This window comes from Yersinia rohdei ATCC 43380 (assembly GCF_000173775.1).
Classification (GTDB): Bacteria; Pseudomonadota; Gammaproteobacteria; order Enterobacterales; family Enterobacteriaceae; genus Yersinia; species Yersinia rohdei.
Genome location: NZ_ACCD01000044.1, coordinates 1 through 23842, shown reverse-complemented (window position 1 = coordinate 23842; position 23842 = coordinate 1). Strand labels below are relative to the sequence as shown.

Below are 23842 nucleotides of genomic sequence, written 5' to 3'. Positions count from 1 at the left end.
CGGGGTTTTCTGCTTTTTGGCTTAGAGCGGAACCGAGCGGTCGGAAGTTCGAGCCGAGCGAAGCGAGACAACGTTGCTTTAGCAACGGCCCGCAGGGCGAGGCGTCAGCCGAGTCATCTTCCTGGGTGCACCATATTAAGAAACCTCGCTACGGCGGGGTTTTCTGCTTTTTGGCTTTGCATCAGGTCGCCATTTTAAACTTCTCAACTCTCTCACCTTGCTATTAATCCCAACACATTGATTTTTACCATGCTGAGTGGGGTGATAATCCATTGGCAATAATGTTTTTTTGATTAAATTCAACTGATTATACAGTGAGCGACAATTTGGCTAGTTTGCGATAAAGTAGCTTTTCATTTTCTCCCTGGTCGTGGGGTCACGATGTACGATCGTTATGAAGGCCTAATCTTTGATATGGACGGCACCATTCTGGACACAGAATCCACCCACCGTCAGGCGTGGCATCAGGTGCTGACCCCTTATGGAATGCAGTTTGATGAGCAAGCTATGGTGGCATTGAATGGTGCCCCGACGTGGCAAATTGCCCGCACAATCATTGCCAATCATCAATTAGAGCTGGATCCCCATTCACTGGCTGCTGAGAAAACGGCATTGGTGAAAACGATGTTGTTGGACACTGTGAAGCCTCTGCCGCTCATAGAGGTGGTTAAAGCCTATTATGGGCGTAAACCTATGGCTGTAGGAACAGGAAGCGAGCACGCCATGGCAGAGATGCTTTTAGGCCATCTTGGGTTACGCCACTATTTTGATGTCATTGTTGGTGCTGATGATGTCACCAAGCATAAACCAGAACCTGATACATTCTTACGTTGCGCAGAATTACTCGGCGTCCGTTCTGATAAATGTGTGGTCTTTGAAGATGCTGACTTTGGTGTTGAAGCGGCGAAAAGAGCCAATATGGCAATAGTTGATGTCCGCCTGCTGTGAGTAGTACGCTAGCTATTGCGTCACTATTTGGGAGTAGCTTTCTCAGCGCGACACTCTTACCCGGAAATTCTGAAATTCTGTTAGTCACCTTACTAACGGCAGGTAGTGCGCCAGCAATCATGTTGGTGTTGTCTGCTACTGTCGGAAATACCTTGGGGGGGCTAACAAATGTTGTTATAGGCCGTTTATTACCGGAACTAAAGCCACAGCGTGGAATGAATACAGCTCTAGGCTGGCTTCAGCGCTTTGGCCCAGCGGCTTTATTATTGAGCTGGTTGCCGGTAGTGGGCGATTTGATGTGTGTGTTAGCAGGCTGGCTGCGCATGCCTTGGGCTCTTGTGGCTTTTTTCCTGTGTCTGGGAAAAGCGTTGCGTTATATCGTGTTAACGGTAATTACGCTGCAAGGGATAGCCTGGTGGCAGTAAAGAGTGTGACAAACTTACGTAGTCACACCCACGTAGTTTCAGTATGCTGGCGAGTTATGGTTTCCAAGAGCGGGAGGTCGATTTGATCCCGGATGTATCACACGCGCTGACTTGGTTGGAAGCGCACCCTAAAGCCCTGAAAGGGATCCGTCGCGGTATAGAGCGGGAAACATTGAGAGTCACTGCCGATGGGCAACTCGCCTCGACGGGGCATCCAGAATCACTGGGTGCGGCCCTGACACATCAATGGATAACTACCGATTTTGCTGAGGCATTGCTGGAGTTCATTACGCCAGTAGACGGTGATATTGATCATCTGCTGACTTTTTTACGTGATATTCATCGCTATACCGCACGTAAACTGGGTGATGAGCGCATGTGGCCGCTCAGCATGCCGTGTTTTATCGGCGCTGAACAAGATATCGAACTGGCTAAATACGGTTCTTCAAATATCGGCCGCTTCAAAACACTTTACCGTGAGGGATTAAAAAATCGCTACGGTGCATTGATGCAAACTATTTCCGGTGTTCACTATAATTTCTCTTTGCCGCTGGAGTTTTGGCAGGCATGGTCAGGTGTCACGGATGAAAAAAGTGGTAAAGAAGAAATTTCCGCAGGATATTTCCGCCTGATCCGCAATTACTATCGTTTCGGCTGGGTCATTCCTTATCTGTTTGGTGCTTCTCCGGCTATTTGCTCATCATTCCTGCAAGGGCGTGAAACTGCATTGCCATTTGAGCGCAATGATAACGGAATGTGTTATTTGCCATATGCCACCTCATTGCGTTTGAGTGATTTGGGTTATACCAATAAATCACAAAGCAATTTAGGCATTACATTTAATGACTTGCATACCTATGTAGCGGCCCTGAAACGTGCGATTCAAACGCCATCAGAAGAATACGCAGCATTGGGGCTGAAAAACGGCGAACGTCATCTGCAATTGAATACCAATGTGTTGCAAATTGAAAATGAGCTGTACGCCCCGATTCGGCCTAAACGAGTTACCCGTGCCGATGAGTCCCCGTCTGACGCCTTGCTGCGCGGCGGCATCGAATATATCGAAGTCCGCTCGCTAGACATTAACCCATTTTCACCTATTGGTGTTGATGCCGTTCAGGCGCGCTTCCTCGATCTATTCTTGATTTGGTGTGTGCTCGCGGATGCGCCTGAAATGAGCAGTGACGAATTGCAATGTACACGCAAGAACTGGAATCGGGTCATTTTGGAAGGGCGTAAACCGGGGCAGACTATCGGAATGGGGTGCAATGATACCCGTGAGCCGCTGGAAAAGGTCGGTAAAGATCTGTTTGCAGATTTGCGCCGTGTAGCAGAAGTGCTCGATGGCCAAGATAGCACTGCCTATCAAGAGGTTTGTGACGAGCTGGTCGCGTACTTTGATGATCCGAGCTTGACGTTCTCTGCGCGTATTTTGCAAGCGATGAAAGAAAATGGTATTGGTGGTGTGGGTCTTGAGTTGGCTGAGCGCTACCGAGAAATGCTGCAAAGTGAGCCATTGGAGTTGCTGACAGAAGAGCAATTATCCGAAGAGGGTGCGGCATCCTGGGTGCGTCAACGTGAGATTGAACTCAAAGATAAGCTAAGCTTTGATGAGTATCTGGCGCTTCACGGCGGTCAATAAAAAGAAAAGGCCACATTACTGTGGCCAAATTAACATCTCTGTTAACAGGGATGATGATAACAAATGCGCGTCTTTCACATATTAAGACGCGCAGGTTAGAAAAAAGTTTCACAGGTTGCGAAAAAAGATCGAATAAAAATTATTTTTTTATGAGGAGGTAACTAAATGCCATTACTGGATAGCTTTACCGTAGACCATACCATCATGAATGCACCGGCAGTACGCGTTGCTAAGACAATGAAAACCCCTCATGGTGACGAGATAACTGTATTTGATTTACGCTTCTGTGTGCCGAACAAAGAAGTGATGCCAGAGCGCGGGATCCATACTCTGGAGCACCTGTTTGCTGGTTTCATGCGTAATCATCTTAATGGTGACGGTGTTGAGATTATTGATATCTCGCCAATGGGATGCCGTACTGGTTTCTACATGAGCCTGATTGGTACTCCTGATGAGCAACGGGTCGCCAAGGCTTGGAAAGCGGCTATGGCAGATGTACTGAAGGTCACTGACCAGAAAAAAATTCCTGAGCTGAATGAATATCAGTGCGGCACTTATCATATGCACTCGCTGGAAGAAGCGCAGGAAATTGCCAAAAATATTATTGACCGTGGTGTGGGTGTTAACCACAATGAAGAATTGGCATTGCCGGAAGAAAAACTGAAAGAATTGCATATCTAGTTTTGATATCAGCATTTTTACTTTTGGTCGATAAATGCAAAAAGACGCAACTAAGGCGTCTTTTTTTATTTATCGCGAAGGAGGGCTGCTGTGATTACCCTGAATGGTTATCCGGCAAAATAGGTGTCACCCGTACCCGCTTAATCATGTTTTCTTGTACATCCAGCACGTCAATCAAATAGTTACCAATACGAACCTGAGCATCAATCTGCGGAATATCCTCAAGCTCTTCCAGTAACATGCCATTGATGGTGCGGGCATCAACAGGAAGTGTCCAGTTAAAGGCTTTGTTTAGCTCACGGACACTGGCGCTGCCGTCAATCAGGACTGACCCGTCACTCTGCGGATTGACCTCTTCGGCAAGGGTCGGGGACATTGACGTAGTGAAATCCCCCACAATTTCTTCCAGAATATCTTCGACTGTCACTAACCCTTGAATATCGCCGTATTCATCGACAATCATGCCGACCTTCTCTTTATTGCGCTGGAACTTTACCAACTGCACATTCAAAGGTGTCCCTTCAGGAATGAAATAAATTTCATCGGCGGCGCGTAGCAAATTCTCTTTGTTGAATTCTTTTTTCTCCGTCATCAACCGATAGGCCTCTCGCACGCGCAACATGCCAATGGCGTCGTCTAAGGATTGGCGGTACAAGACAATTCGGCCATGTGGCGAGTGGGTGAGTTGGCGCATAATTGATTTCCAATCATCATTGATATCAATCCCGACTACCTCGTTGCGCGGCACCATAATGTCGCTAACCGTGACCTTTTCCAGATCTAACACGGATATCAACATATCTTGATTGCGGCGGGAAATTTGTGATTGGGATTCATTCACGATACTGCGTAATTCATCTTTGCTCACTGCATCACTGCGGTGCACATTCCCGCGAATACCACACAGGCGCATTAGTCCACGGGTAATGATGTTGAGTAACCAGACCAATGGCAGCATGATTTTTTGTAGTGGAGCAAGTAAAACGCTGCTTGGAAATGCCACGCGCTCTGGATACAACGCGGCAATAGTTTTCGGCATCACTTCCGCAAAGATAAGGACCACAAAAGTCAGAATCCCGGTGGCGATGGCTACCCCGGCATTGCCATATAAACGGATGCCAATAATTGTCGCCAGTGCCGATGCCAGAATATTGACCAGGTTATTGCCGATTAGCACCAAACTTATCAGGCGGTCAGGTCGGCGTAACAGCTTTTCAACCCGACGTGCGGCACGATTGCCTTGTTTGGACAAGTGACGTAGACGATAACGGTTCAACGTCATCATGCCGGTCTCAGAGGCAGAAAAATAAGCTGAAACCACAATCATAATGACAAGAATGATGAGAAGCGTGCTAGTTGATACCTGGTCCAACTCAGTGTTCCTTAGTAACTATGATGGCCCGTGAACTTAGCGGGGCCATAGACGGGCGGTTTTCTAACAATTAAGAGACCATGATTTCTTGAACCAGGCGACTGCCAAAGTAAGCCAGCGTCAGCAAAAATGCGCCTGCGAAGCTAAACCAAATCACTCTGCGGCCACGCCAGCCCTCATGATAATGACCCCATAATAAAACAATATAGACAAACCAGGCCATGATAGATAACACCGCTTTATGGACATTTTCTTTACTAAATATATCGTCCATGTACAGCAAGCCGGTACAGAGTGTCAGTGTGAGTAATACCACACCAATCTGCGTAATATGGAACATTTTACGCTCAATGCTCATCAGCGGCGGCATATCGGCATTAAATGTGACTTTCTTATTCTTTAGCTGATAATCAAGCCACGCCAGTTGCAGGGCATACAGTGCTGCAATGATAAGAGTGGCGTAGGCAAAAAGTGCGAGTCCAATGTGGACGAAAATAGCAGGGCTGGCCTCCAGATGGGTAATAAACTCACCCGGTAATAAGCTGGCAAGGGCCAAATTGATCATGGCGAAGCTGTAGACAATCGGCAATAAGAACCAACCGCGCCCTCTTGAGGCGACAATCGTCATGATAGTGCAGATAATCAGCCCGACAATGGAGCCAATATTCAGTAAAGTAAGATTTTGGCCCCCGCCAACATCAAAAACCTGATGCTTCAGAGCAATAGCATGGCACACTAGTGCCAAGACGGCAGAAAGCAGCGCTAACCGGCGGTAAGCACTGTTTTTTTGCACCAAACTTGGGACAATCAAGCCCAGACTGAGCGAATAAGCGATCAAAGCCAAAATAGAGAACACGGGCATAGCGTTATATGGGCATCGGCTAAAGTGAATTAGATAGCCAGTATAGCCTTGAGCGCGTCCCTCTCCAACCGTTCTCCGACGTGAAGGCAGAGATCATTTAAGCTTCGTGTTATAATCCCCCCATTGTGTCGCCAGAGCGGCCTGTTTCCACGTTGAGTATGAGACAATGTTTGAGAACTTAACTGATCGATTGTCGCGCACATTGCGCAATATCAGCGGCCGTGGCCGGCTGACAGAAGAAAATATTAAAGAAACGCTGCGTGAAGTTCGCATGGCGTTACTCGAAGCTGACGTCGCTTTGCCGGTGGTTCGTGATTTTATTAGCCGGGTAAAAGAGCGTGCTGTCGGGCATGAGGTGAACAAAAGCCTTACGCCAGGTCAGGAATTCGTCAAAATCGTTAAAAATGAACTTATTGCCGCGATGGGTGAGGTCAATAACGAACTGAATCTGGCCGCACAACCGCCAGCAGTGGTGTTAATGGCTGGCCTGCAAGGTGCGGGTAAAACCACTAGTGTCGCCAAACTGGCTAAGTTCCTTAAAGAAAAACAGAAGAAAAAAGTGCTGGTGGTCTCTGCCGACGTGTATCGCCCAGCGGCGATCAAACAGTTGGAAACCCTCGCACAGCAGGTTGGTGCAGATTTCTTCCCGTCAGATGCACAGGAAAAGCCGATTGATATTGTTAATCGTGCTTTGCAACAGGCGAAACTTAAGTTTTATGATGTTCTGATTGTCGATACCGCGGGCCGTTTGCACGTTGACGAAGCCATGATGGACGAAATCAAACAGGTTCATGCCGCGATTAAGCCGGTTGAAACTTTGTTTGTTGTCGATGCCATGACCGGTCAGGATGCCGCTAATACAGCGAAAGCATTCAACGAAGCATTGCCGCTTACCGGTGTTGTGTTAACCAAAGTTGACGGTGATGCCCGTGGTGGTGCCGCGTTATCTATTCGCCATATCACCGGTAAACCGATTAAATTCCTTGGTGTCGGTGAAAAAACCGAAGCGTTGGAGCCTTTCCATCCGGATCGTATAGCTTCACGTATCTTGGGCATGGGCGATGTTCTGTCGCTGATTGAAGATATCGAAAGCAAAGTTGACCGCGCTCAAGCCGAGAAACTGGCAACCAAGCTGAAAAAAGGCGATGGCTTCGATCTCAACGACTTCTTGGATCAGTTGAAGCAAATGCGCAATATGGGCGGCATGGCTAGCATGTTAAGTAAAATGCCGGGTGCGGGCCAGTTACCCGAAAACGTGAAATCGCAGATGGATGACAAGGTGACAGTGCGTATGGAGGCCATCATCAATTCGATGACGCTGAAAGAGCGCGCGAAACCAGAAATCATCAAAGGTTCACGTAAACGCCGTATCGCTACCGGTTCTGGTGTGCAAGTGCAGGATGTTAACCGCTTGCTCAAGCAGTTCGATGATATGCAGCGCATGATGAAGAAAATGAAAAATGGCGGTTTGGCCAAAATGATGCGTGGCATGAAAGGTATGATGCCACCGGGTTTCCCTGGTCGCTAAATAACATTTAACGCCGTGGCGCTAACCGGCGTTAAATGAGTAAAGATTTCCCGCTGAAAACGGCGGAAAACGAAGAGAATTTAACTCATTACAAAACTGGCGCACAGGAATCTACGCTTTAGATTGCTTTTTGCGCCAAAATGAGTAAAATTTTCGGGCTTTTTATATTGCAACTGAACCCCGTTCCCCGATGGGGTTCAGTTGTTTTATTAACTAAAGAGGATGTTATGGTAACAATTCGTTTGGCTCGTGGCGGCGCTAAAAAGCGTCCGTTCTATCAAGTAGTAGTGACCGACAGCCGTAATGCTCGTGACGGCCGTTTCATCGAACGTGTAGGCTTCTTTAACCCGATCGCATCTGGTCAGGCTGAAGCTCTGCGTTTGGACTTAGACCGTATCGAACATTGGATTGGTCTGGGTGCAACTGTTTCTGATCGCGTTGGTGCGCTGATCAAAGACGCTAAGAAAGCAGCTTAATCTGTCGCGGTGGTGGTTATTATGAGCAAACAACTCAATCCAGTGGTTCCCGATCAGCCGATAGTTCTCGGTAAAATGGGTTCAACTTACGGCATTCGCGGTTGGCTCAGAGTATTTTCATCCACCGAGAACGCCGAAAGCATTTTCGATTACCAGCCGTGGTTTATCCAGCAGGGTGGTAAGTGGCAGCATGTCGAGTTGGAAGACTGGAAGCGCCACAGTCAGGATCTGATCATCAAAGTTAAAGGTGTTGATGATCGGGATGCCGCGAATTTACTGACCAATTGCGAAATTGTCGTCGATTCGAAGCAACTACCAGAACTAGAAGAGGATGATTACTACTGGAAAGACCTTATGGGCTGTCAGGTAGTAACAACCACGGGTTACGAGCTGGGTAAAATCATCGATATGATGGAAACCGGTTCTAACGATGTAATGGTAGTGAAGGCAAATCTGAAAGATGCATTCGGTATGAAGGAGCGGTTGGTCCCGTTTCTTCATGGGCAGGTTATCAAGAATGTCGATCTCACTGCTCAACGTGTTGAAGTAGATTGGGATCCTGGTTTTTGACCTCCGAATTAAACGGCAAAAGTGAGTGGAACAAAACAATGTGGATCGGTGTTATTAGCCTGTTTCCTGAGATGTTCCGCGCAATAACCGATTACGGGGTAACTGGCCGGGCAGTAAAAAATGGCCTGCTGAGCGTGCAGTGTTGGAGTCCTCGTGACTTCACCTACGATCGGCATCGTACCGTGGATGACCGCCCATATGGTGGTGGCCCGGGTATGTTGATGATGGTGCAACCTTTAAGGGAAGCCATTCATGCAGCAAAAGCAGCGGCAGGCGAGGGAGCAAAGGTGATTTATCTGTCACCTCAAGGGCGCAAACTGGACCAACAGGGTGTTTGCGAACTGGCGACTAACCAGAAGATGATTCTGGTATGTGGCCGGTACGAAGGAGTTGATGAGCGCGTAATCAAAACTGAAGTTGATGAAGAATGGTCAATTGGTGATTACGTTCTCAGCGGTGGCGAGCTGCCAGCAATGACTCTGATAGATTCAGTCTCCCGCTTTATCCCGGGCGTGCTGGGTCATCAGGCCTCAGCAGAGGAAGATTCCTTTGTTGATGGGTTGCTGGATTGCCCACACTACACTCGTCCTGAGGTGTTGGAAGGTATGGAGGTTCCGCCAGTATTACTGTCGGGTAACCATGCCGAGATTCGTCGCTGGCGCTTAAAGCAGTCGCTGGGCCGTACCTGGCTTAGAAGACCTGAACTTCTAGAAAGCCTAGCTCTGACTGACGAGCAAATGGTGTTGCTGGCTGAGTTCCAACGGGAACACAAGCCCTGAGCAACAGAACTATGAAAGGAATATTGTGCTACGCGCCAATTTCCTGATATATCAGTTTACCTAGGATAAGAGACTTATTATGAGCAATATTATCAAGCAAATCGAACAAGAGCAGATGAAGCAAGATGTACCTTCATTCCGTCCGGGCGATTCCGTGGAAGTTAAGGTATGGGTTGTTGAAGGTTCTAAAAAGCGTCTGCAGGCATTCGAGGGCGTGGTTATCGCTATTCGTAACCGCGGTCTGCATTCTGCGTTCACCGTTCGTAAAATTTCCAACGGCGAAGGTGTTGAGCGTGTATTCCAAACTCACTCCCCAGTAATCGACAGCATTACTGTGAAACGTCGTGGTGCCGTTCGTCAAGCGAAACTGTACTATCTGCGTGAGCGCACTGGTAAGTCTGCTCGTATCAAAGAGCGTCTTAACCGCACTAACTAAGATAGAGCTTCGGCTTCATCCAAAAGTTAATAGTTATGAAGGGGTTAGCCATGTGCTAACCCCTTTTTTTATAGACATTTTAGCGAAGCAGATAATCTATTTCAGAAGTGAATAGAGAGCTGGCAAGAAATTAGCAGGAAAAGCGTGGCATCACACCACGCGACAAAGCGAATAACTACAGGCCGTAAACCAGAGTCACAGAAGTTGTGGTATCTGTATTTTTTGGCGCACTGGCGGGGGGTTTGGTGTTGTAGGTCACAACATAAGCTAAACGCAATGCAAAGCTCTTATTGATTGCTACGTTCAAAGCCGTCTCGGAGTTTAATGTTGTTTCTTCGTTAGCTAATGCTGAAACGCCTTCACTGAACACCGTGTTATCAGTTAACTGATAAGTATAGTTCCCACCGGCATAAGCCAATGCTTTTGTAGCGCGGCCACCGCCATAAAACTCATCATGGCGAACACCGGGACCAAATTCTATCCGCAGATTATGCAATGGCGTGGTCATAATCTGGCGACCATAACCGGTGGTCAGCACAGAGCGTGAATCAAAACCGTTATAGCGATCATTTAGCCAGCTGGCTTGTCCAAACAGATAATTACTATCAGTCAAATTATAACGAGTACGCGCACCTAACTGATAACGTTCGGAAGAGCGCTGATTGTCTGCGCTGGTATTACGTGCAGCTCCCCACAGACTATAGGCTGTATTGGGCTGAAACCAGGTTAACGTCGAGTTAGCTGTCAGAGTTGAGTTGGTGGTATTACCTGACTGTGCGGTGTAACCCGCTTCAACGTTACCATCAAAGCTCTTTTTGGCTGTGGCTGGATCGTCTAAGGCAGTAAAAACAGTCGCGTCAGCAAGAACTGAGGTGCTGATTAGAGATAAAGCGAGTGTGCTGATATAAAACGGCAACGCCCTGGTATGACGCAAAGAAAACATAATAGGTCCATGGTGAAAAAAGGTGATTTTTTGTGATGCGGCTCGCATTGTAGCAGTTGCTTTCCAACTTACTCAGAAGATATTTCGGAATGAATAATTAATTATAATAAACGGGATTTTTTGATGAGTTAATTATTAAGAGGTAATAGATAAGAACAGATTTAAGCTCGAATTTATGAATCTCATTGAACTCATAAACAGAGAATTATTGAAGATAAGTAGGAATATAATTAAAAGGCCAGAGTTCATCTGGCCCCTAATTTAGTTCCTAGCCGTTATTACATAAAGGTCGTTACCAGCAAATAACCGGTAATACACGAACAGATAACACCGATAAGACCGGGGATGATAAAACTGTGATTAATAATAAATTTACCAATTTTCGTGGTACCAGACCGGTCGAAACCAATACAGGCAAGGTCACTTGGGTAGGTCGGTAACACAAAGTAGCCATAAGCCGCAGGGAAGAAGGCAATGAGCATTTTTGGCTCAACACCTAATTGTAATCCCATTGGTGCAATGGCAGCTAATGCCGCGGCTTGGCTATTTACCAGTTTAGATACCAAGAACAGCACAATGGCGTAAGTCCACGGCTGGCTCTTGACAACATCTTCCAATACTAATTTAAGGTCGCCCATATGGGCCTGGAAAAAGGTATCGCTCATCCAGGCAACACCAAATACGGAGAAGATGGCAACCATGCCAGCTTTGAATACAGCACCGTTAGAGATGTCGCTGGGTTTAACTTTACAACCAATCAGAATTACTGCACCAGCAATTAGCATCATCATCTGGATAACCAGATTCATCGATAATGACTGTAATTTTCCTTTAACTTCAAAAGCAGGCCGTAAATCAGCAAAAGCCCCCAATATTACGACCAGTAATATTGCGATAAAGAAGATCCAGGTAGACCAATAGGCTTGCTTAGGAAAAACCTGATTTAACAATGTATCTGTTGAGCCATAGATAAACGCGCGTTGTTCAGGATCTTTAATTCTCTCTTGAAAATCTGGGTCTTTATCCAGGTCTTTACCGCGACGTAAGCTCCACAATGCGGCCATTAACACCCCAACCAAAGAAGCTGGGACTGAGACTGCCAAAATTTCCAAGATGCTATATGCATGCCCAATGCCGTGATTGGCACCAATAATTGAAACTAATGACACAACAGCGACTGACACGGGTGACGCGGTAATGGCCATTTGCGAAGCAACTGATGCAACCGCCATTGGTCTTTCCGGACGAATACCTTTCTTAATGGCAATATCAGAAATAATAGGGAACATGGTGTAAACAACATGTCCAGTGCCACATAAGAAGGTTAATGACCAGGTGGTGAATGGTGCGAGTAGCGTAATATGTTGCGGGTGTCGACGTAATAATCGCTCGGCAAATTGCATCATTACATTTAATCCGCCAGCGGTTTGTAATACAGAGGCACAACCAATAACGGCTAATATCGTCAACATAACATCGACTGGTGGTTTACCTGGTTCCAAGCCAAAGATAAAGGTCAGAATAAATAGGCCAATACCACTTATTAGCCCCAGTCCCATGCCACCATATCGAGTACCCAGTAACAAACAGAGAATTATAATTATAAATTGTAGTGTTATCATAATATTACCTTGCTTCCAACATGAATAAAATTCGGGTTGTATTTGCTGGTTTTAAGCAATGAGCATGGTTCTGATGCGACCTTTGCTATCAGAGCACTAATTTCATTGATTAAAACTTGGCTAATATCAAGGCTGTATTGTTTAGTTATGTAATTAATTAAATCTGAGATCTGCCTCTATTTTTATAGCAGCTCAGACTTTTCTAATTAATTAAAGTGGAATTGGAAGGGTAAACTGGAATATAAGATTTTAATTGTAAACCTAATGTGTATTAATTGTTTTAAAATAATTAACTATTATTATGATAGTCTTTATTTAATTGTTCATTTGTTTTTAACCTATGATAATTATCAAGGCGCAGAGGCCATAGAAATAATTTCACTGGCTATGACAGGCCCTCATATTGTGTATTAATAAGGTTGTTATACTCATTGGGAATTTTGTTAGAGCCTGGCCCGGTTAATGGCGGGATACAGTATCATTTAGTGAATTCCCAATTTCTCCTTTAGGGATTTCAAGTAGCGGCGGCTCACGGGGATATGTTTACCACTGCGAGTAATGACTTCTGCGGCACCATTATCCATCAGTTGAATCTCACCTAATTGTTCAGTATTGACCATGTATTGCCGGTGGCAGCGAATAAATGGTGTTTTTTCTTCCAGAGTTTTCAGTGAAAGCTGGGTATAACCGGATTGTACTGTCCCGATAACATGCACACCGCTCAGCTCAGAGCTGAGATATTCTACTTCTTCAATTTTCAGTAAAAAAATACGGTTGTGCCCGGAGCAGGGGATATGCCGCAGTATCGGTTCTGTGATTTTATGTAAACTATTATTTACAACAGTGCCGCGTCTTAAACGAATGAGTGTTTTTGCCAACCGTTGCTGGTCGAGTGGTTTTAACAGATAGTCAAAGGCATGCTCTTCAAAAGCACGGATGGCATATTCATCATAAGCAGTAACAAAGACGATGTGCGGTAAGTTTTCTGGATTTAACATTGAGGCTAATTCCAAGCCATTAATTCTGGGCATTTGGATGTCGAGAAATATCACATCGGGTTGCAGGCGCTGGATTGCGGGGATGGCTTCCAGCGCATTGCTGCATTCGGCGACGATCTCAATATCAGGTTCTTCGGTTAGTCTTTCGCGTAAATCTTCACGCGCGGGTTGTTCATCGTCGACGATGATGACTCTTAACATACAGCCTCCACAAATTTCCCGCATTTTATCATGACCTCAGATGGAGGTTAGGAGCATCTGCAGAAACTGCGACTCACCGCAAAAGTCAGACGGAAGTTGTTCGTAAATTCAGTGGTAATTATTTATTTACACATATGGATTGAAAAGTTTACATGTCGTGGTATTGTGGTGTCCTCAAACGATAAACACGCTAAATGGCATCCGCTAAACAGAGACAGGTAAAGAATATGATCATGCAAAAAGATGCGCTCAATAATGTCCATATCAGTGCTGAACAAGTGCTGATAACGCCAGAAGAACTGAAAAACCAGTTTCCATTGAGCAGCAATGATCAGTATGCGATTGAAACCGCACGCAACACTATTGCTGACATTGTGCAGGGGCGAGACCCTCGATTATTGGTCGTTTGTGGGCCATGTTCTATCCACGATGTGGATGCTGCTCTGGATTATGCGCGTCGTTTGAAAACGCTTTCTACCGAGTTGAGTGACAGCCTGTATATCGTCATGCGCGTCTATTTTGAAAAACCAAGAACGACGGTGGGTTGGAAAGGCCTTATCAATGACCCGGCAATGGACGGTTCTTTCGATGTGGAAAGAGGGCTGCATATTGCACGTCAATTGCTGTTAGATTTAGTCGGGATGGGCTTGCCACTGGCAACTGAGGCTCTTGACCCCAATAGCCCACAATACTTGGGTGATTTGTTCAGTTGGTCGGCCATTGGTGCCCGAACTACGGAATCACAAACTCACCGTGAAATGGCGTCTGGTTTATCAATGCCAGTTGGGTTCAAAAATGGTACGGATGGCAGTTTGGGTACGGCAATTAATGCAATGCGTGCCGCAGCAATGCCACACCGTTTCATGGGGATTAACCAGTCAGGTCAGGTTTGCTTATTGCAAACTCAGGGCAATCCACACGGCCATGTCATTTTACGTGGTGGTAAAACCCCTAATTACAGTGCACAAGATGTCGCTCAGTGTGAAAAACAGATGCAGGATGCGGGACTCGTTCCATCCTTAATGATAGATTGCAGTCATGGTAATTCAAATAAAGACTACCGTCGCCAGACTGAGGTTGCTGAATCTGTGGTTGAACAGATCCAGGCAGGCAATCGTTCTATTACGGGTGTGATGCTGGAAAGCAATATCTACGAAGGGAGTCAGTCTTCTGAGCAACCGCGGGCAGATATGCGCTACGGGGTTTCAGTGACCGATGCCTGTATTAACTGGGAAAGTACCGAAACCTTGTTACGTGGTATGCATCAGGAATTACGTTCAGCGCTGGCGGCACGGACTGTAGAGGAAAAGTAAGAATGGTGGCTGAACTGACCGCTTTACGCGATCAAATTGATGAAGTCGATAAAGCGCTGTTGGATTTGCTGGCTAAACGCCTGCATTTGGTAGCAGAAGTAGGCGAAGTTAAAAGCCATTATGGCTTGCCTATTTATGTGCCAGACCGTGAGGCGGCCATGCTGGCCTCACGTCGACAGGAAGCCGAGGCTCTAGGTGTACCGCCTGATTTGATTGAAGATGTATTGCGTCGGATAATGCGAGAGTCTTATACCAGCGAGAATGACAAAGGTTTCAAGACCTTATGCCCGCAATTACGCCCAGTTGTTATTATTGGTGGACAGGGCCAGATGGGGCGATTATTCAGTAAAATGCTGACACTCTCTGGCTATCAGGTAAAAATACTGGAGCAGCAGGACTGGCCACAGGCGGAATCTATTCTGGCAGATGCGGGTATGGTGATTGTCAGTGTGCCAATTCATGTTACTGAGGAAGTGATTGCCCGATTACCAAAATTGCCGTCAGATTGTATTTTGCTGGATCTCGCTTCAGTGAAAAATAAGCCATTGCAAGCAATGCTCGCTGTCCATGAAGGGCCAGTTGTTGGTTTGCATCCGATGTTTGGGCCAGATGTTGGCAGTTTGGCAAAGCAAGTTGTGGTGTATTGCGATGGCCGTTCCCCAGAAGCCTATCAGTGGCTGTTAGAACAGTTGCAGGTATGGGGGGCAAGATTACATCGTATCAGTGCAGTTGAGCATGACCAGAATATGGCGTTTATTCAGGCGCTGCGCCATTTTGCAACCTTTGCCTATGGGTTACATTTGGCTGAGGAAAACGTGCAATTGGAACAATTGTTGGCGCTATCTTCACCGATTTATCGCTTGGAATTGGCGATGGTTGGGCGGCTATTTGCCCAAGATCCCCAGCTCTATGCGGATATTATCATGTCATCGGAAGATAATTTGGCACTGATTAAGCGGTATTACCAACGTTTCGGTGAGGCGATTACCTTGCTGGAACAAAGTGATAAACAAGCTTTTGTGCAAAGCTTCCAGAAAGTGGAGCACTGGTTTGGCGATTATGCGGAGCGCTTCCTGGTGGAAAGTCGTTCATTATTACGTCAGGCTAATGATAATCGTCAGTAATTAGTTTCTGTAACTTATCTATTTGCAAAAGGTCATCCCGGCAATGCTGGTGTGACCTTTTTTGTTGTCTATTGCTTACATCGATACAGATGAACTTGATGACAAACTGACCTAATCGGTAGGGTATCAGTCGGGGCGACTGCACTGATGGGCGCTCCGGCGGCTAACGCCGTTACTGCCCATTTCCCCGCCTAATCGACTTTGACAACCGCTTGATATAAATGACGTTAGCTTGGATTGACCGGAACCACGTTTTCACTTGGGTAGCAGCCCAAGACTTTTAATGAGCGGGTTATTGGTGTCAGATCTGCTAAGGCTTTTTGCATGGCTTCAGAACGTAAATTTGCCTGCACATCAATATAAAACATCTCTTCCCACGGATTGCCATTTATCGGGCGGGATTCAAGTTTAGTCATGATAATGCCGTGTTCTCTCAATACTAATAGCGCCTCGACTAATGCCCCAGATTGTTGGCCTGTTGCCATAATTAAGGTAGTTTTCGCGGGGATCTGCTCAGAGACATCAATCGCCTTACGCGCAAGAACAATAAAGCGCGTAATATTTTGCTGTTGATTCGCCAGATTGTGTTCCAACACCTGCAAGTTATACAGTGCACCGCCGGATTCGCTCCCTAATGCAGCGGCTGTTGGCGAGTTCAACTGGGCGACTTTCTCCATCGCAGCAGCCGTGCTTTCACAATACTCGATTTTCCAGTGTGGGAAGCGGTTAATAAACTGACTGCATTGCTGGAAAGGCTGAGGATGGCTGTAAACTGTCTGAATTTGACTCAGGTCAGTGTCGGTGGCGACCAATACACAGTGGTCGATAGGATTCGTTATTTCACCAACAATAGACAAGCTGGTGTGCTGCAATAAGTCATAAACGTCGTTAATAGAACCTGAGCTGGTGTTCTCTATAGGTAATACGGCGTAATCGGCCTGACCTGTTTCTACCTGGGTAAAAATATCCTGGAATTTCTGGCAACCACATTCAATCAGATGCTCAAAATGACGAGCTGCATATTGGCGTGCGGCTAAATGTGAGTAAGAGCCTTTCGGGCCAAGGAAGGCAATCCGGGCAGAATGTTGAGCGGTTTGATTAAGCTGATGTTGCAACAAGGCCTGCTGAGTTAATACTGAATCTTCGATAATTAGTTGGAACAGGCGGGTCACATAGAATCCATCGAGATCATAAGGCTTAGCGGCGGTTATTAGCGCGTCCAGCAAGTCTCGTTCACGTTCCTTATCTCGAATGGGACGATGATGGAGTTGCTTGGCTTTAGCGACATCCACCGCCAATTTACGTCGCTCTGCCAGCAATGCCAGCAGCTTTAAATCGAGTGCGCTGATGCGTTCGCGTAGCACCAGTAATGGATTGTCGCTCATAGGGTTAGCCTTATTTTTTGAATGATTATCCCCTAAATAATTCGAGTTGTAGGAAGGCCGCGACTAAGTGAACCCCCTGATTCTTACACCAGTAAGTGACTGGGGCGAACTAAGGTCGCTAACATACATACAGCTCGAAATATGACGGGTATTTATACATAAAAAAAGCCTCCCGCTTGGGAGGCTTTATTGTTCGTCTTCGCATTCTTTATCACACGACGAAACGCCTCCCAATCAGGGGAAGGTAAAAAAGAATGCGAAGAAAAACACTTTATTGATCATCGTTATTGGTTACCTGCTATGAAGTTGATTGGTATTACTGGTATCAGTGTGCTGCCAAAGCCACGCTTTCTAAAAAGAAGCTCGACCTCAAAAACAGACAACATCTAAACTAACCGCGAGTCTGAATTGCTGTCAATAAAAAACGCGCCCAAAGGCGCGTTAGATCCGAAATGAGATGGATTTAGCCGGCTATTGTTCTTGCTCGGATTCTTCTTCCTCTACATCTGCTGACTCCAGATTAGCATCTTTAACACTGCTTGCCGCACGACGAGCTTCACCTTTGTGTTGAACTTTATTTAATTGACGTTCTAGTTTGGTGATCAGTTCATTAATTGCAGCATACATATCATCATGTTTGGCACTGGCGACCAAAGGCCCCATCGGGGTACTGATAGTTGCGTCAGCAACAAATCCTTGCGGATCCTTAGACAGTACAATATGTGGGTTAATTAACTGGGCCTGCCATTTATCCAGTTTGGTGAGACGGTCTTCAACGTGTTTACGAATTGCTGGGGTAATATCCATTTGTTTACTAGTAATGTTAACTGTCATATGACTTACCTCTTTGTCTACTCCGTCTTGGATAACTTCAGCATACCTCTCTTTTTCGCAAAATGTATGATCGAGATCACTTATTTTTGTCACTTTTTGCAAAGGTCGTGGGAACTGTGATTTAACGTCAGGAATAGGTGTTGAGGGCTTGAATCATTGATTAGAATGTCGCATTATTGATAAGTTATATCGTCTGCATCTGGCTAAAAATGGCATCATTTAGGTGTTAACGGCCATATCAACGCAGCAGCCTGAGCTCATGAATTTTATCGATTTGTGGCGGTAAAGGCAGAATTGAAAACGGCAGCCTGAGCTGCCGTTTGTTATTTTATGGTGCCGGACAATATTAGGCTGGGTTTGCCGCAATTATCTTGGCAACCTTGTCTGCTTCCGCAGTCAGTTGCAATTGTTTATAAGCATTTTCCATCAACGGCAGCGCATCACGCGTTGCTTGAGTATCAGGGTAATCTCTCAACATTTGCTCAACTCGATTAACTACCGCGACGTAAGCGCCTCGTTTAGTGTAATATTGCGCCACGGCCAATTCATGCTTGGCCAGACGATCTTTCAGGAACATCAGGCGTTTTTGCGCGTCAGTTGCGTATTGGCTGTTCGGATAGCTTTGAATCAACTGGTTAAAATCGCGGAATGCGGCCTTAGCATGTTGCGGATCGCGGTCTGAACGATCAATCCCGAAGAAGCCTTGCAATGCGCTATCATCCAGAGCCATATCAGTCAAACCACGCATATATAATACGTAATCGATGTTAGGATGTGTGGGATTGAGGCGCATAAAGCGATCAATTGAGGCTTGTGCCAACGGCAGATCAGCTGATTTATAATACGCATAAATCAAATCAAGCTGAACTTGTTGGGAGTAAGGCCCGAAAGGATAGCGGTTATCTAACGCTTCTAGTTGCGTAATGGCTCCCTTAAAGTTACCGTCCTGCAGTTTTTGCTGAGCGGTAGCATAGAGCTCAGAAGGCGGGTTATCGGGAACCACGTCCTTGTTACTGGAGCAACCGGTCAGCACCAGGCTCAACGTGGCGGCAGCCACCAGATATTTCATACGCGTCATGACGTTTTGATTATCCTCGAAGTGTTATTCCGGGAGACTGTCCGTTAAGCTCCCGATAAAGATCTAGATACAATAGCACATTATATTAAACGGCATCGCCGTCAAAACCCAACGTTAACGAACAAGAAGCTGCATATGGCACAACAAGTACAACTCAGCGCAACGGTGGCCGAATCACAACTCGGTCAACGGTTAGATCAGGCTTTGGCCGAATTGTTCCCTGATTATTCAAGATCTCGTATAAAAGATTGGATTTTGGATGACAAAGTGACAGTCGACGGTAAAAAAATTAACAAGCCTAAAGAAAAAGTGTTGGGTGGTGAGCTCGTCGCAATTGACGCGCAAATTGAGGAAGATGCCCGCTGGGCGCCTCAAGAAATCCCACTGGATATCGTCTATGAAGATAACGATATTTTGGTCATTAATAAACCCCGCGGTTTAGTGGTGCATCCCGGTGCCGGTAATCCGGATGGGACAGTGCTGAATGCACTGCTCTATTATTACCCAGAAATCATGGATGTTCCACGGGCAGGTATCGTGCATCGCCTGGATAAAGACACCACTGGCTTGATGGTGGTGGCAAAAACCGTTCCGGCACAGACCCGCTTGGTTGAAGCACTGCAAGCACGCGAAATTACCCGTGAGTATGAAGCAGTGGCTATCGGCAATATGACCGCTGGCGGTAGAGTTGACGAACCGATTTCACGTCATTCTACTAAGCGAACTCATATGGCCGTGCACCCAATGGGTAAACCGGCAACCACCCATTACCGTATTATGGAGCATTTCCGTGCCCATACTCGCCTGCGCCTGCGTTTAGAGACGGGCCGTACACATCAGATTCGTGTGCATATGTCTCATATAAACCATCCGCTGGTAGGTGATCAGCTATATGGTGGTCGCCCGCGTCCGCCAAGAGGCGCATCTGATTCCTTTATTTCTATTCTGCGTGGCTTTGATCGCCAGGCGCTGCATGCAACTATGCTGCGTTTGTATCATCCAATCAGCGGTATTCAAATGGAATGGCATGCAGCATTACCAGAAGATATGGTTGAGCTGATTAATGCACTGAAAGCCGATACTGAAGAATTCAAAGATCAGATGGATTGGTAATGAATAAGCTGATATTCCCGGATTGGCCAATACCTGCCAGTGTTAAGGCATGTAGCACCACCCGTCACGGTGGTATCAGCGAATTCCCTTATGATTCATTAAACTTGGGGACCCATGTGGGGGATATTGCTGCCAATGTGGTGGCAAATCGACAATGTTTAGTGGAACAAGCAGGATTGCCGCAAATGCCTGTTTGGCTAGAGCAGGTGCATGGCACGCGTGTTTTACATCTGGACGGTGCGGCAATCTCTGATTTACAGGCCGATGCGGTATATAGCCGTGTTGCCGGGCAAGTTTGTGCGGTAATGACTGCAGATTGCTTGCCAGTGCTGTTTTGCTCTTTGGCTGGCGATGAAGTCGCTGCTGCTCATGCCGGCTGGCGTGGTCTATGTGCCGGTGTATTGGAACAAACATTGGCGCAGTTCACTGCTGCACCTTCCTCCATTATTGCCTGGTTAGGCCCGGCCATCGGCCCACATCAGTTCGAAGTGGGCGAAGAAGTTAAACAAGCATTTATCAATATCGACGCACAATCTGCTGCTGCGTTCACGCCTTCCGGCACTCAATATCTCGCCGACATCTATTTATTAGCCCGACTACGACTACAAGCGCTGGGCATTCACGCCATCTATGGTGGTGATCGCTGTACTGTGAGTGAAAAACAACAATTTTTCTCTTATCGTCGTGATGGAATTACCGGGCGTATGGCAAGTTTAGTCTGGCTGATATAACCTATTAAATTAGGACGATCCACTGACGTATAACGTTCTACTCTAAATATAGTGTCAAAATAACCTTGAAAATTTGAGGAATGACCTCATCTAATCTCCAGTAGCAATTTTGACCAACATTGGAGGTGTTATGCGTCTGGATCGTCTTACTAGTAAATTCCAGCTTGCCCTCGCCGATGCTCAATCTTTAGCACTTGGGCGCGACAATCAATTTATTGAACCGTTACATTTGATGAGCGCTTTGCTCAATCAGGATGGGGGAACAGTTCGCCCATTGCTGACCTCGGCGGGTATTAATGTTGCCACTTTGCGTAGTGATATTGAGCAAGCTTTAGGTCGTCTTCCACAAGTCGAAGGTACTGGCGGTGATGTTCAACCATCAAACGAGCTGGTACGGGTCTTGAACCTTTGTGACAAATTAGCGCAGAAACGTGCTGATAAGTTTATTTCTTCAGAACTGTTTGTTCTGGCGGTACTTGAAGATCGCGGCACTTTAACGGACATGTTAAAGGCTGCGGGTGCAACAAAAGATAAGATAAATAAGGCGATTGAAGATATGCGTGGGGGTGACAAAGTCGATGATCAGGGTGCTGAAGACCAGCGCCAGGCGTTGAAAAAATTCACTATCGACCTGACTGAGCGCGCGGAGCAAGGCAAACTCGATCCGGTTATTGGCCGTGACGAAGAAATCCGCCGCACTATTCAGGTATTACAACGCCGTACTAAAAATAACCCGGTGTTAATTGGTGAACCCGGTGTCGGTAAAACCGCCATTGTGGAGGGCCTGGCACAACGTATCGTTAATGGCGAAGTCCCTGAAGGCCTGAAACATAAACGTGTGCTTTCATTAGATATGGGCGCATTGATCGCGGGTGCTAAGTATCGCGGTGAGTTTGAAGAGCGCTTAAAAGGTGTGCTGAACGATTTATCAAAACAAGAAGGCAGTGTGATCTTGTTCATTGATGAATTGCATACCATGGTTGGCGCCGGGAAAGGCGATGGGGCAATGGATGCCGGCAACATGCTGAAACCGGCATTAGCTCGCGGTGAATTGCATTGCGTGGGCGCAACCACTCTTGATGAGTATCGTCAATATATAGAAAAGGATGCGGCGCTGGAGCGGCGTTTCCAGAAAGTCTATGTGGCGGAGCCAACAGTAGAAGACACCATCGCCATTTTGCGTGGGTTAAAAGAGCGTTATGAACTGCATCACCATGTGCAGATAACTGACCCGGCAATTGTTGCGGCGGCCACACTGTCGCACCGCTATATTTCGGATCGCCAGTTACCGGATAAAGCTATCGACCTTATTGATGAAGCCGGTTCTAGCATTCGTATGCAGATGGATTCAAAACCAGAATCATTGGATAGGCTGGAACGCCGGATTATCCAATTGAAACTGGAGCAGCAGGCACTGAATAAAGAGTCTGATGATGCCAGTAAAAAACGTCTGGAAATGCTCAATACCGAATTAGAGCAGAAAGAACGTGAATATTCAGAGCTGGAAGAAGAGTGGAAAGCTGAAAAAGCCTCTCTCACCGGGACTCAGAATATTAAAACTGAGCTGGAACAAGCCAAAATCACCTTAGAGCAAGCTCGTCGTGTGGGTGACTTGGCGAAAATGTCAGAGCTTCAGTACGGCAAAATCCCTGAGCTGGAAAAACAGCTCGCGGCGGCAACAGCGCTGGAAGGGCAAACCATGAAGCTGCTGCGCAACCGAGTTACTGAAGTCGAAGTTGCTGAAGTGCTGGCGCGCTGGACGGGTATTCCGGTATCTCGCATGCTGGAAAGCGAACGAGACAAGCTGCTGCGCATGGAAGAAGATCTCCATAAGCGCGTTATCGGGCAGAATGAAGCGGTTGAAGCGGTATCTAATGCGATTCGCCGTAGCCGTGCTGGCCTATCAGATCCGAATCGTCCAATTGGTTCCTTCTTATTCTTAGGGCCAACTGGGGTCGGTAAAACTGAGTTGTGCAAAGCGTTGGCTATGTTCTTGTTCGACAGCGACGATGCCATGGTGCGTATTGATATGTCCGAGTTTATGGAGAAACATTCTGTATCTCGGTTAGTCGGTGCGCCTCCAGGCTATGTTGGCTATGAAGAAGGCGGGTATCTGACGGAAGCTGTGCGCCGTCGTCCTTATTCCGTCATTCTGCTGGATGAAGTAGAAAAAGCGCATCCAGATGTATTCAACATTCTTTTGCAGGTGTTGGATGATGGGCGCTTAACTGACGGGCAGGGAAGAACGGTCGACTTCCGTAACACGGTAGTCATCATGACCTCTAACCTCGGTTCTGATTTGATTCAGGAACGTTTCGGTGAAAGAAGCTATGCCGAAATGAAGGATATGGTGATGGAAGTTGTAACTCATCACTTCCGCCCTGAATTCATTAACCGTATAGATGAGGTTGTTGTCTTCCATCCGCTGGGTCGGGCGCATTTAGCTTCTATTGCGAACATTCAGTTGGAGCGGTTGTACAAACGTTTGGAAGAGCGTGGCTATCAGGTCACTATTACTCAACCTGCGTTGGAGTTCTTGGGTGAAGCTGGATTTGACCCTGTTTATGGTGCACGGCCATTGAAACGTGCTATTCAGCAGGAAATCGAGAACCCGCTGGCGCAGCAGATACTTTCCGGCAAATTAATTCCGGGAATACCAGTGACTCTGGATGTAGAAAATGGACATATCATTGCTAAGCAGTAATGGTTAATCCTTAAGGGGGCGAGAAATCGCCCCCTTTTTGTTGTCTTTTTCACCGTTTTAGGTGTTTTAGCTGTATT

At 46.6% G+C, this 23842-nt stretch carries 22 protein-coding genes, 1 other RNA gene and 1 other annotated feature; of the genes, 15 read left to right on the top strand and 8 right to left on the bottom strand.

Annotated features, from left to right (window positions below):
* The first annotated feature begins 5 nt into the window (after positions 1 to 5).
* The 5 genes from YROHD0001_RS19870 (at position 6) to luxS (ending at position 3696) form a co-directional block, all read left to right on the top strand.
* Positions 6 to 136, top strand: a non-coding RNA gene (locus YROHD0001_RS19870) — RtT sRNA.
* 245 nt (positions 137 to 381) lie between these two features.
* Positions 382 to 948: a fructose-1-phosphate/6-phosphogluconate phosphatase gene (gene yqaB / locus YROHD0001_RS00975; protein ID WP_004716705.1), complete on the top strand. Its 567-nt coding sequence runs from the start codon at positions 382 to 384 to the stop codon at positions 946 to 948.
* Entirely contained in the window at positions 945 to 1373 is a 429-nt protein-coding gene (locus YROHD0001_RS0118830; RefSeq protein WP_032818319.1) for a YqaA family protein, read from the top strand. Before yqaB ends, YROHD0001_RS0118830 begins: the two co-directional genes overlap by 4 nt.
* 43 nt (positions 1374 to 1416) lie before the next feature.
* Positions 1417 to 3015 carry a glutamate--cysteine ligase gene (gene gshA / locus YROHD0001_RS00980; RefSeq protein WP_004716703.1) on the top strand — a complete coding sequence of 533 codons (1599 nt, stop codon included), beginning with the start codon at positions 1417 to 1419 and terminating at the stop codon, positions 3013 to 3015.
* A gap of 165 nt (positions 3016 to 3180) precedes the next feature.
* Positions 3181 to 3696: an S-ribosylhomocysteine lyase gene (gene luxS / locus YROHD0001_RS00985; RefSeq protein ID WP_004716702.1), complete on the top strand. Its 516-nt coding sequence runs from the start codon at positions 3181 to 3183 to the stop codon at positions 3694 to 3696.
* A gap of 94 nt (positions 3697 to 3790) precedes the next feature.
* Here luxS and YROHD0001_RS00990 read toward each other — a convergent pair whose 3' ends face one another.
* Positions 3791 to 5068, bottom strand: a complete 1278-nt coding sequence (locus YROHD0001_RS00990) for an HlyC/CorC family transporter (RefSeq protein ID WP_032818317.1) — start codon at positions 5066 to 5068, stop codon at positions 3791 to 3793.
* 70 nt (positions 5069 to 5138) lie between these two features.
* A complete protein-coding gene (locus YROHD0001_RS00995) occupies positions 5139 to 5930 on the bottom strand; it encodes a cytochrome C assembly family protein (RefSeq protein ID WP_032818315.1) in 792 nt (263 codons plus the stop codon).
* 166 nt (positions 5931 to 6096) lie between these two features.
* Between YROHD0001_RS00995 and ffh the strand changes: the two genes are divergently transcribed.
* The 5 genes from ffh to rplS all read left to right on the top strand — a co-directional run bounded on the left by ffh (position 6097) and on the right by rplS (position 9719).
* Positions 6097 to 7458, top strand: coding sequence for a signal recognition particle protein (gene ffh / locus YROHD0001_RS01000; protein WP_004716697.1), 1362 nt, complete (start codon positions 6097 to 6099; stop codon positions 7456 to 7458).
* Between the two features lie 227 nt (positions 7459 to 7685).
* A complete protein-coding gene (rpsP, locus tag YROHD0001_RS01005) occupies positions 7686 to 7934 on the top strand; it encodes a 30S ribosomal protein S16 (protein WP_004716695.1) in 249 nt (82 codons plus the stop codon).
* Positions 7935 to 7955: 21 nt separating this feature from the next.
* On the top strand, positions 7956 to 8504 hold the full coding sequence (rimM, locus tag YROHD0001_RS01010) for a ribosome maturation factor RimM (RefSeq protein ID WP_032818313.1): 549 nt from the start codon (positions 7956 to 7958) through the stop codon (positions 8502 to 8504).
* 38 nt (positions 8505 to 8542) lie between these two features.
* Complete coding sequence (gene trmD, locus YROHD0001_RS01015) at positions 8543 to 9283, top strand: tRNA (guanosine(37)-N1)-methyltransferase TrmD (RefSeq protein ID WP_004716692.1); 741 nt, start codon at positions 8543 to 8545, stop codon at positions 9281 to 9283.
* 79 nt (positions 9284 to 9362) lie between these two features.
* Positions 9363 to 9719 carry a 50S ribosomal protein L19 gene (gene rplS, locus YROHD0001_RS01020; RefSeq protein WP_004716691.1) on the top strand — a complete coding sequence of 119 codons (357 nt, stop codon included), beginning with the start codon at positions 9363 to 9365 and terminating at the stop codon, positions 9717 to 9719.
* 175 nt (positions 9720 to 9894) lie between these two features.
* On the opposite strand, the gene YROHD0001_RS01025 is transcribed toward rplS, so the two are convergent.
* The 3 genes from YROHD0001_RS01025 to btsR form a co-directional block, all read right to left on the bottom strand.
* Entirely contained in the window at positions 9895 to 10662 is a 768-nt protein-coding gene (locus YROHD0001_RS01025; RefSeq protein WP_004716690.1) for a DUF481 domain-containing protein, read from the bottom strand.
* A gap of 278 nt (positions 10663 to 10940) precedes the next feature.
* On the bottom strand, positions 10941 to 12284 hold the full coding sequence (locus YROHD0001_RS01030; protein ID WP_032818310.1) for an anaerobic C4-dicarboxylate transporter: 1344 nt from the start codon (positions 12282 to 12284) through the stop codon (positions 10941 to 10943).
* Positions 12285 to 12766: 482 nt separating this feature from the next.
* Positions 12767 to 13483 carry a two-component system response regulator BtsR gene (gene btsR / locus YROHD0001_RS01035; RefSeq protein WP_004716686.1) on the bottom strand — a complete coding sequence of 239 codons (717 nt, stop codon included), beginning with the start codon at positions 13481 to 13483 and terminating at the stop codon, positions 12767 to 12769.
* 233 nt (positions 13484 to 13716) lie between these two features.
* Between btsR and YROHD0001_RS01040 the strand changes: the two genes are divergently transcribed.
* Complete coding sequence (locus YROHD0001_RS01040) at positions 13717 to 14796, top strand: 3-deoxy-7-phosphoheptulonate synthase (RefSeq protein ID WP_032818320.1); 1080 nt, start codon at positions 13717 to 13719, stop codon at positions 14794 to 14796.
* A gap of 2 nt (positions 14797 to 14798) precedes the next feature.
* Positions 14799 to 15920, top strand: a complete 1122-nt coding sequence (gene tyrA, locus YROHD0001_RS01045) for a bifunctional chorismate mutase/prephenate dehydrogenase (protein WP_004716684.1) — start codon at positions 14799 to 14801, stop codon at positions 15918 to 15920.
* Between the two features lie 227 nt (positions 15921 to 16147).
* Here the strand turns inward: tyrA and pheA are convergent, their stop codons facing one another.
* From pheA to bamD, 3 genes are all read right to left on the bottom strand, one after another.
* Entirely contained in the window at positions 16148 to 17305 is a 1158-nt protein-coding gene (pheA, locus tag YROHD0001_RS01050) for a bifunctional chorismate mutase/prephenate dehydratase (RefSeq protein WP_004716683.1), read from the bottom strand.
* Between the two features lie 158 nt (positions 17306 to 17463).
* Positions 17464 to 17588, bottom strand: a sequence feature (Phe leader region).
* Positions 17589 to 17776: 188 nt separating this feature from the next.
* Positions 17777 to 18139: a ribosome-associated translation inhibitor RaiA gene (gene raiA, locus YROHD0001_RS01055; RefSeq protein WP_032818308.1), complete on the bottom strand. Its 363-nt coding sequence runs from the start codon at positions 18137 to 18139 to the stop codon at positions 17777 to 17779.
* Between the two features lie 346 nt (positions 18140 to 18485).
* Positions 18486 to 19217, bottom strand: a complete 732-nt coding sequence (bamD, locus tag YROHD0001_RS01060) for an outer membrane protein assembly factor BamD (RefSeq protein ID WP_032818306.1) — start codon at positions 19215 to 19217, stop codon at positions 18486 to 18488.
* 135 nt (positions 19218 to 19352) lie between these two features.
* Here bamD and rluD point away from each other — a divergent pair, with 135 nt between their 5' ends.
* The 3 genes from rluD to clpB all read left to right on the top strand — a co-directional run bounded on the left by rluD (position 19353) and on the right by clpB (position 23765).
* Positions 19353 to 20330: a 23S rRNA pseudouridine(1911/1915/1917) synthase RluD gene (gene rluD / locus YROHD0001_RS01065; RefSeq protein ID WP_004716680.1), complete on the top strand. Its 978-nt coding sequence runs from the start codon at positions 19353 to 19355 to the stop codon at positions 20328 to 20330.
* The gene (gene yfiH, locus YROHD0001_RS0118825) at positions 20330 to 21061 is read left to right on the top strand and encodes a purine nucleoside phosphorylase YfiH (RefSeq protein WP_032818303.1); all 732 of its coding nucleotides are present in this window, start codon (positions 20330 to 20332) and stop codon (positions 21059 to 21061) included. Before rluD ends, yfiH begins: the two co-directional genes overlap by 1 nt.
* Positions 21062 to 21191: 130 nt before the next feature.
* The gene (gene clpB, locus YROHD0001_RS01070) at positions 21192 to 23765 is read left to right on the top strand and encodes an ATP-dependent chaperone ClpB (protein ID WP_004716679.1); all 2574 of its coding nucleotides are present in this window, start codon (positions 21192 to 21194) and stop codon (positions 23763 to 23765) included.
* Positions 23766 to 23842: the final 77 nt, after the last annotated feature.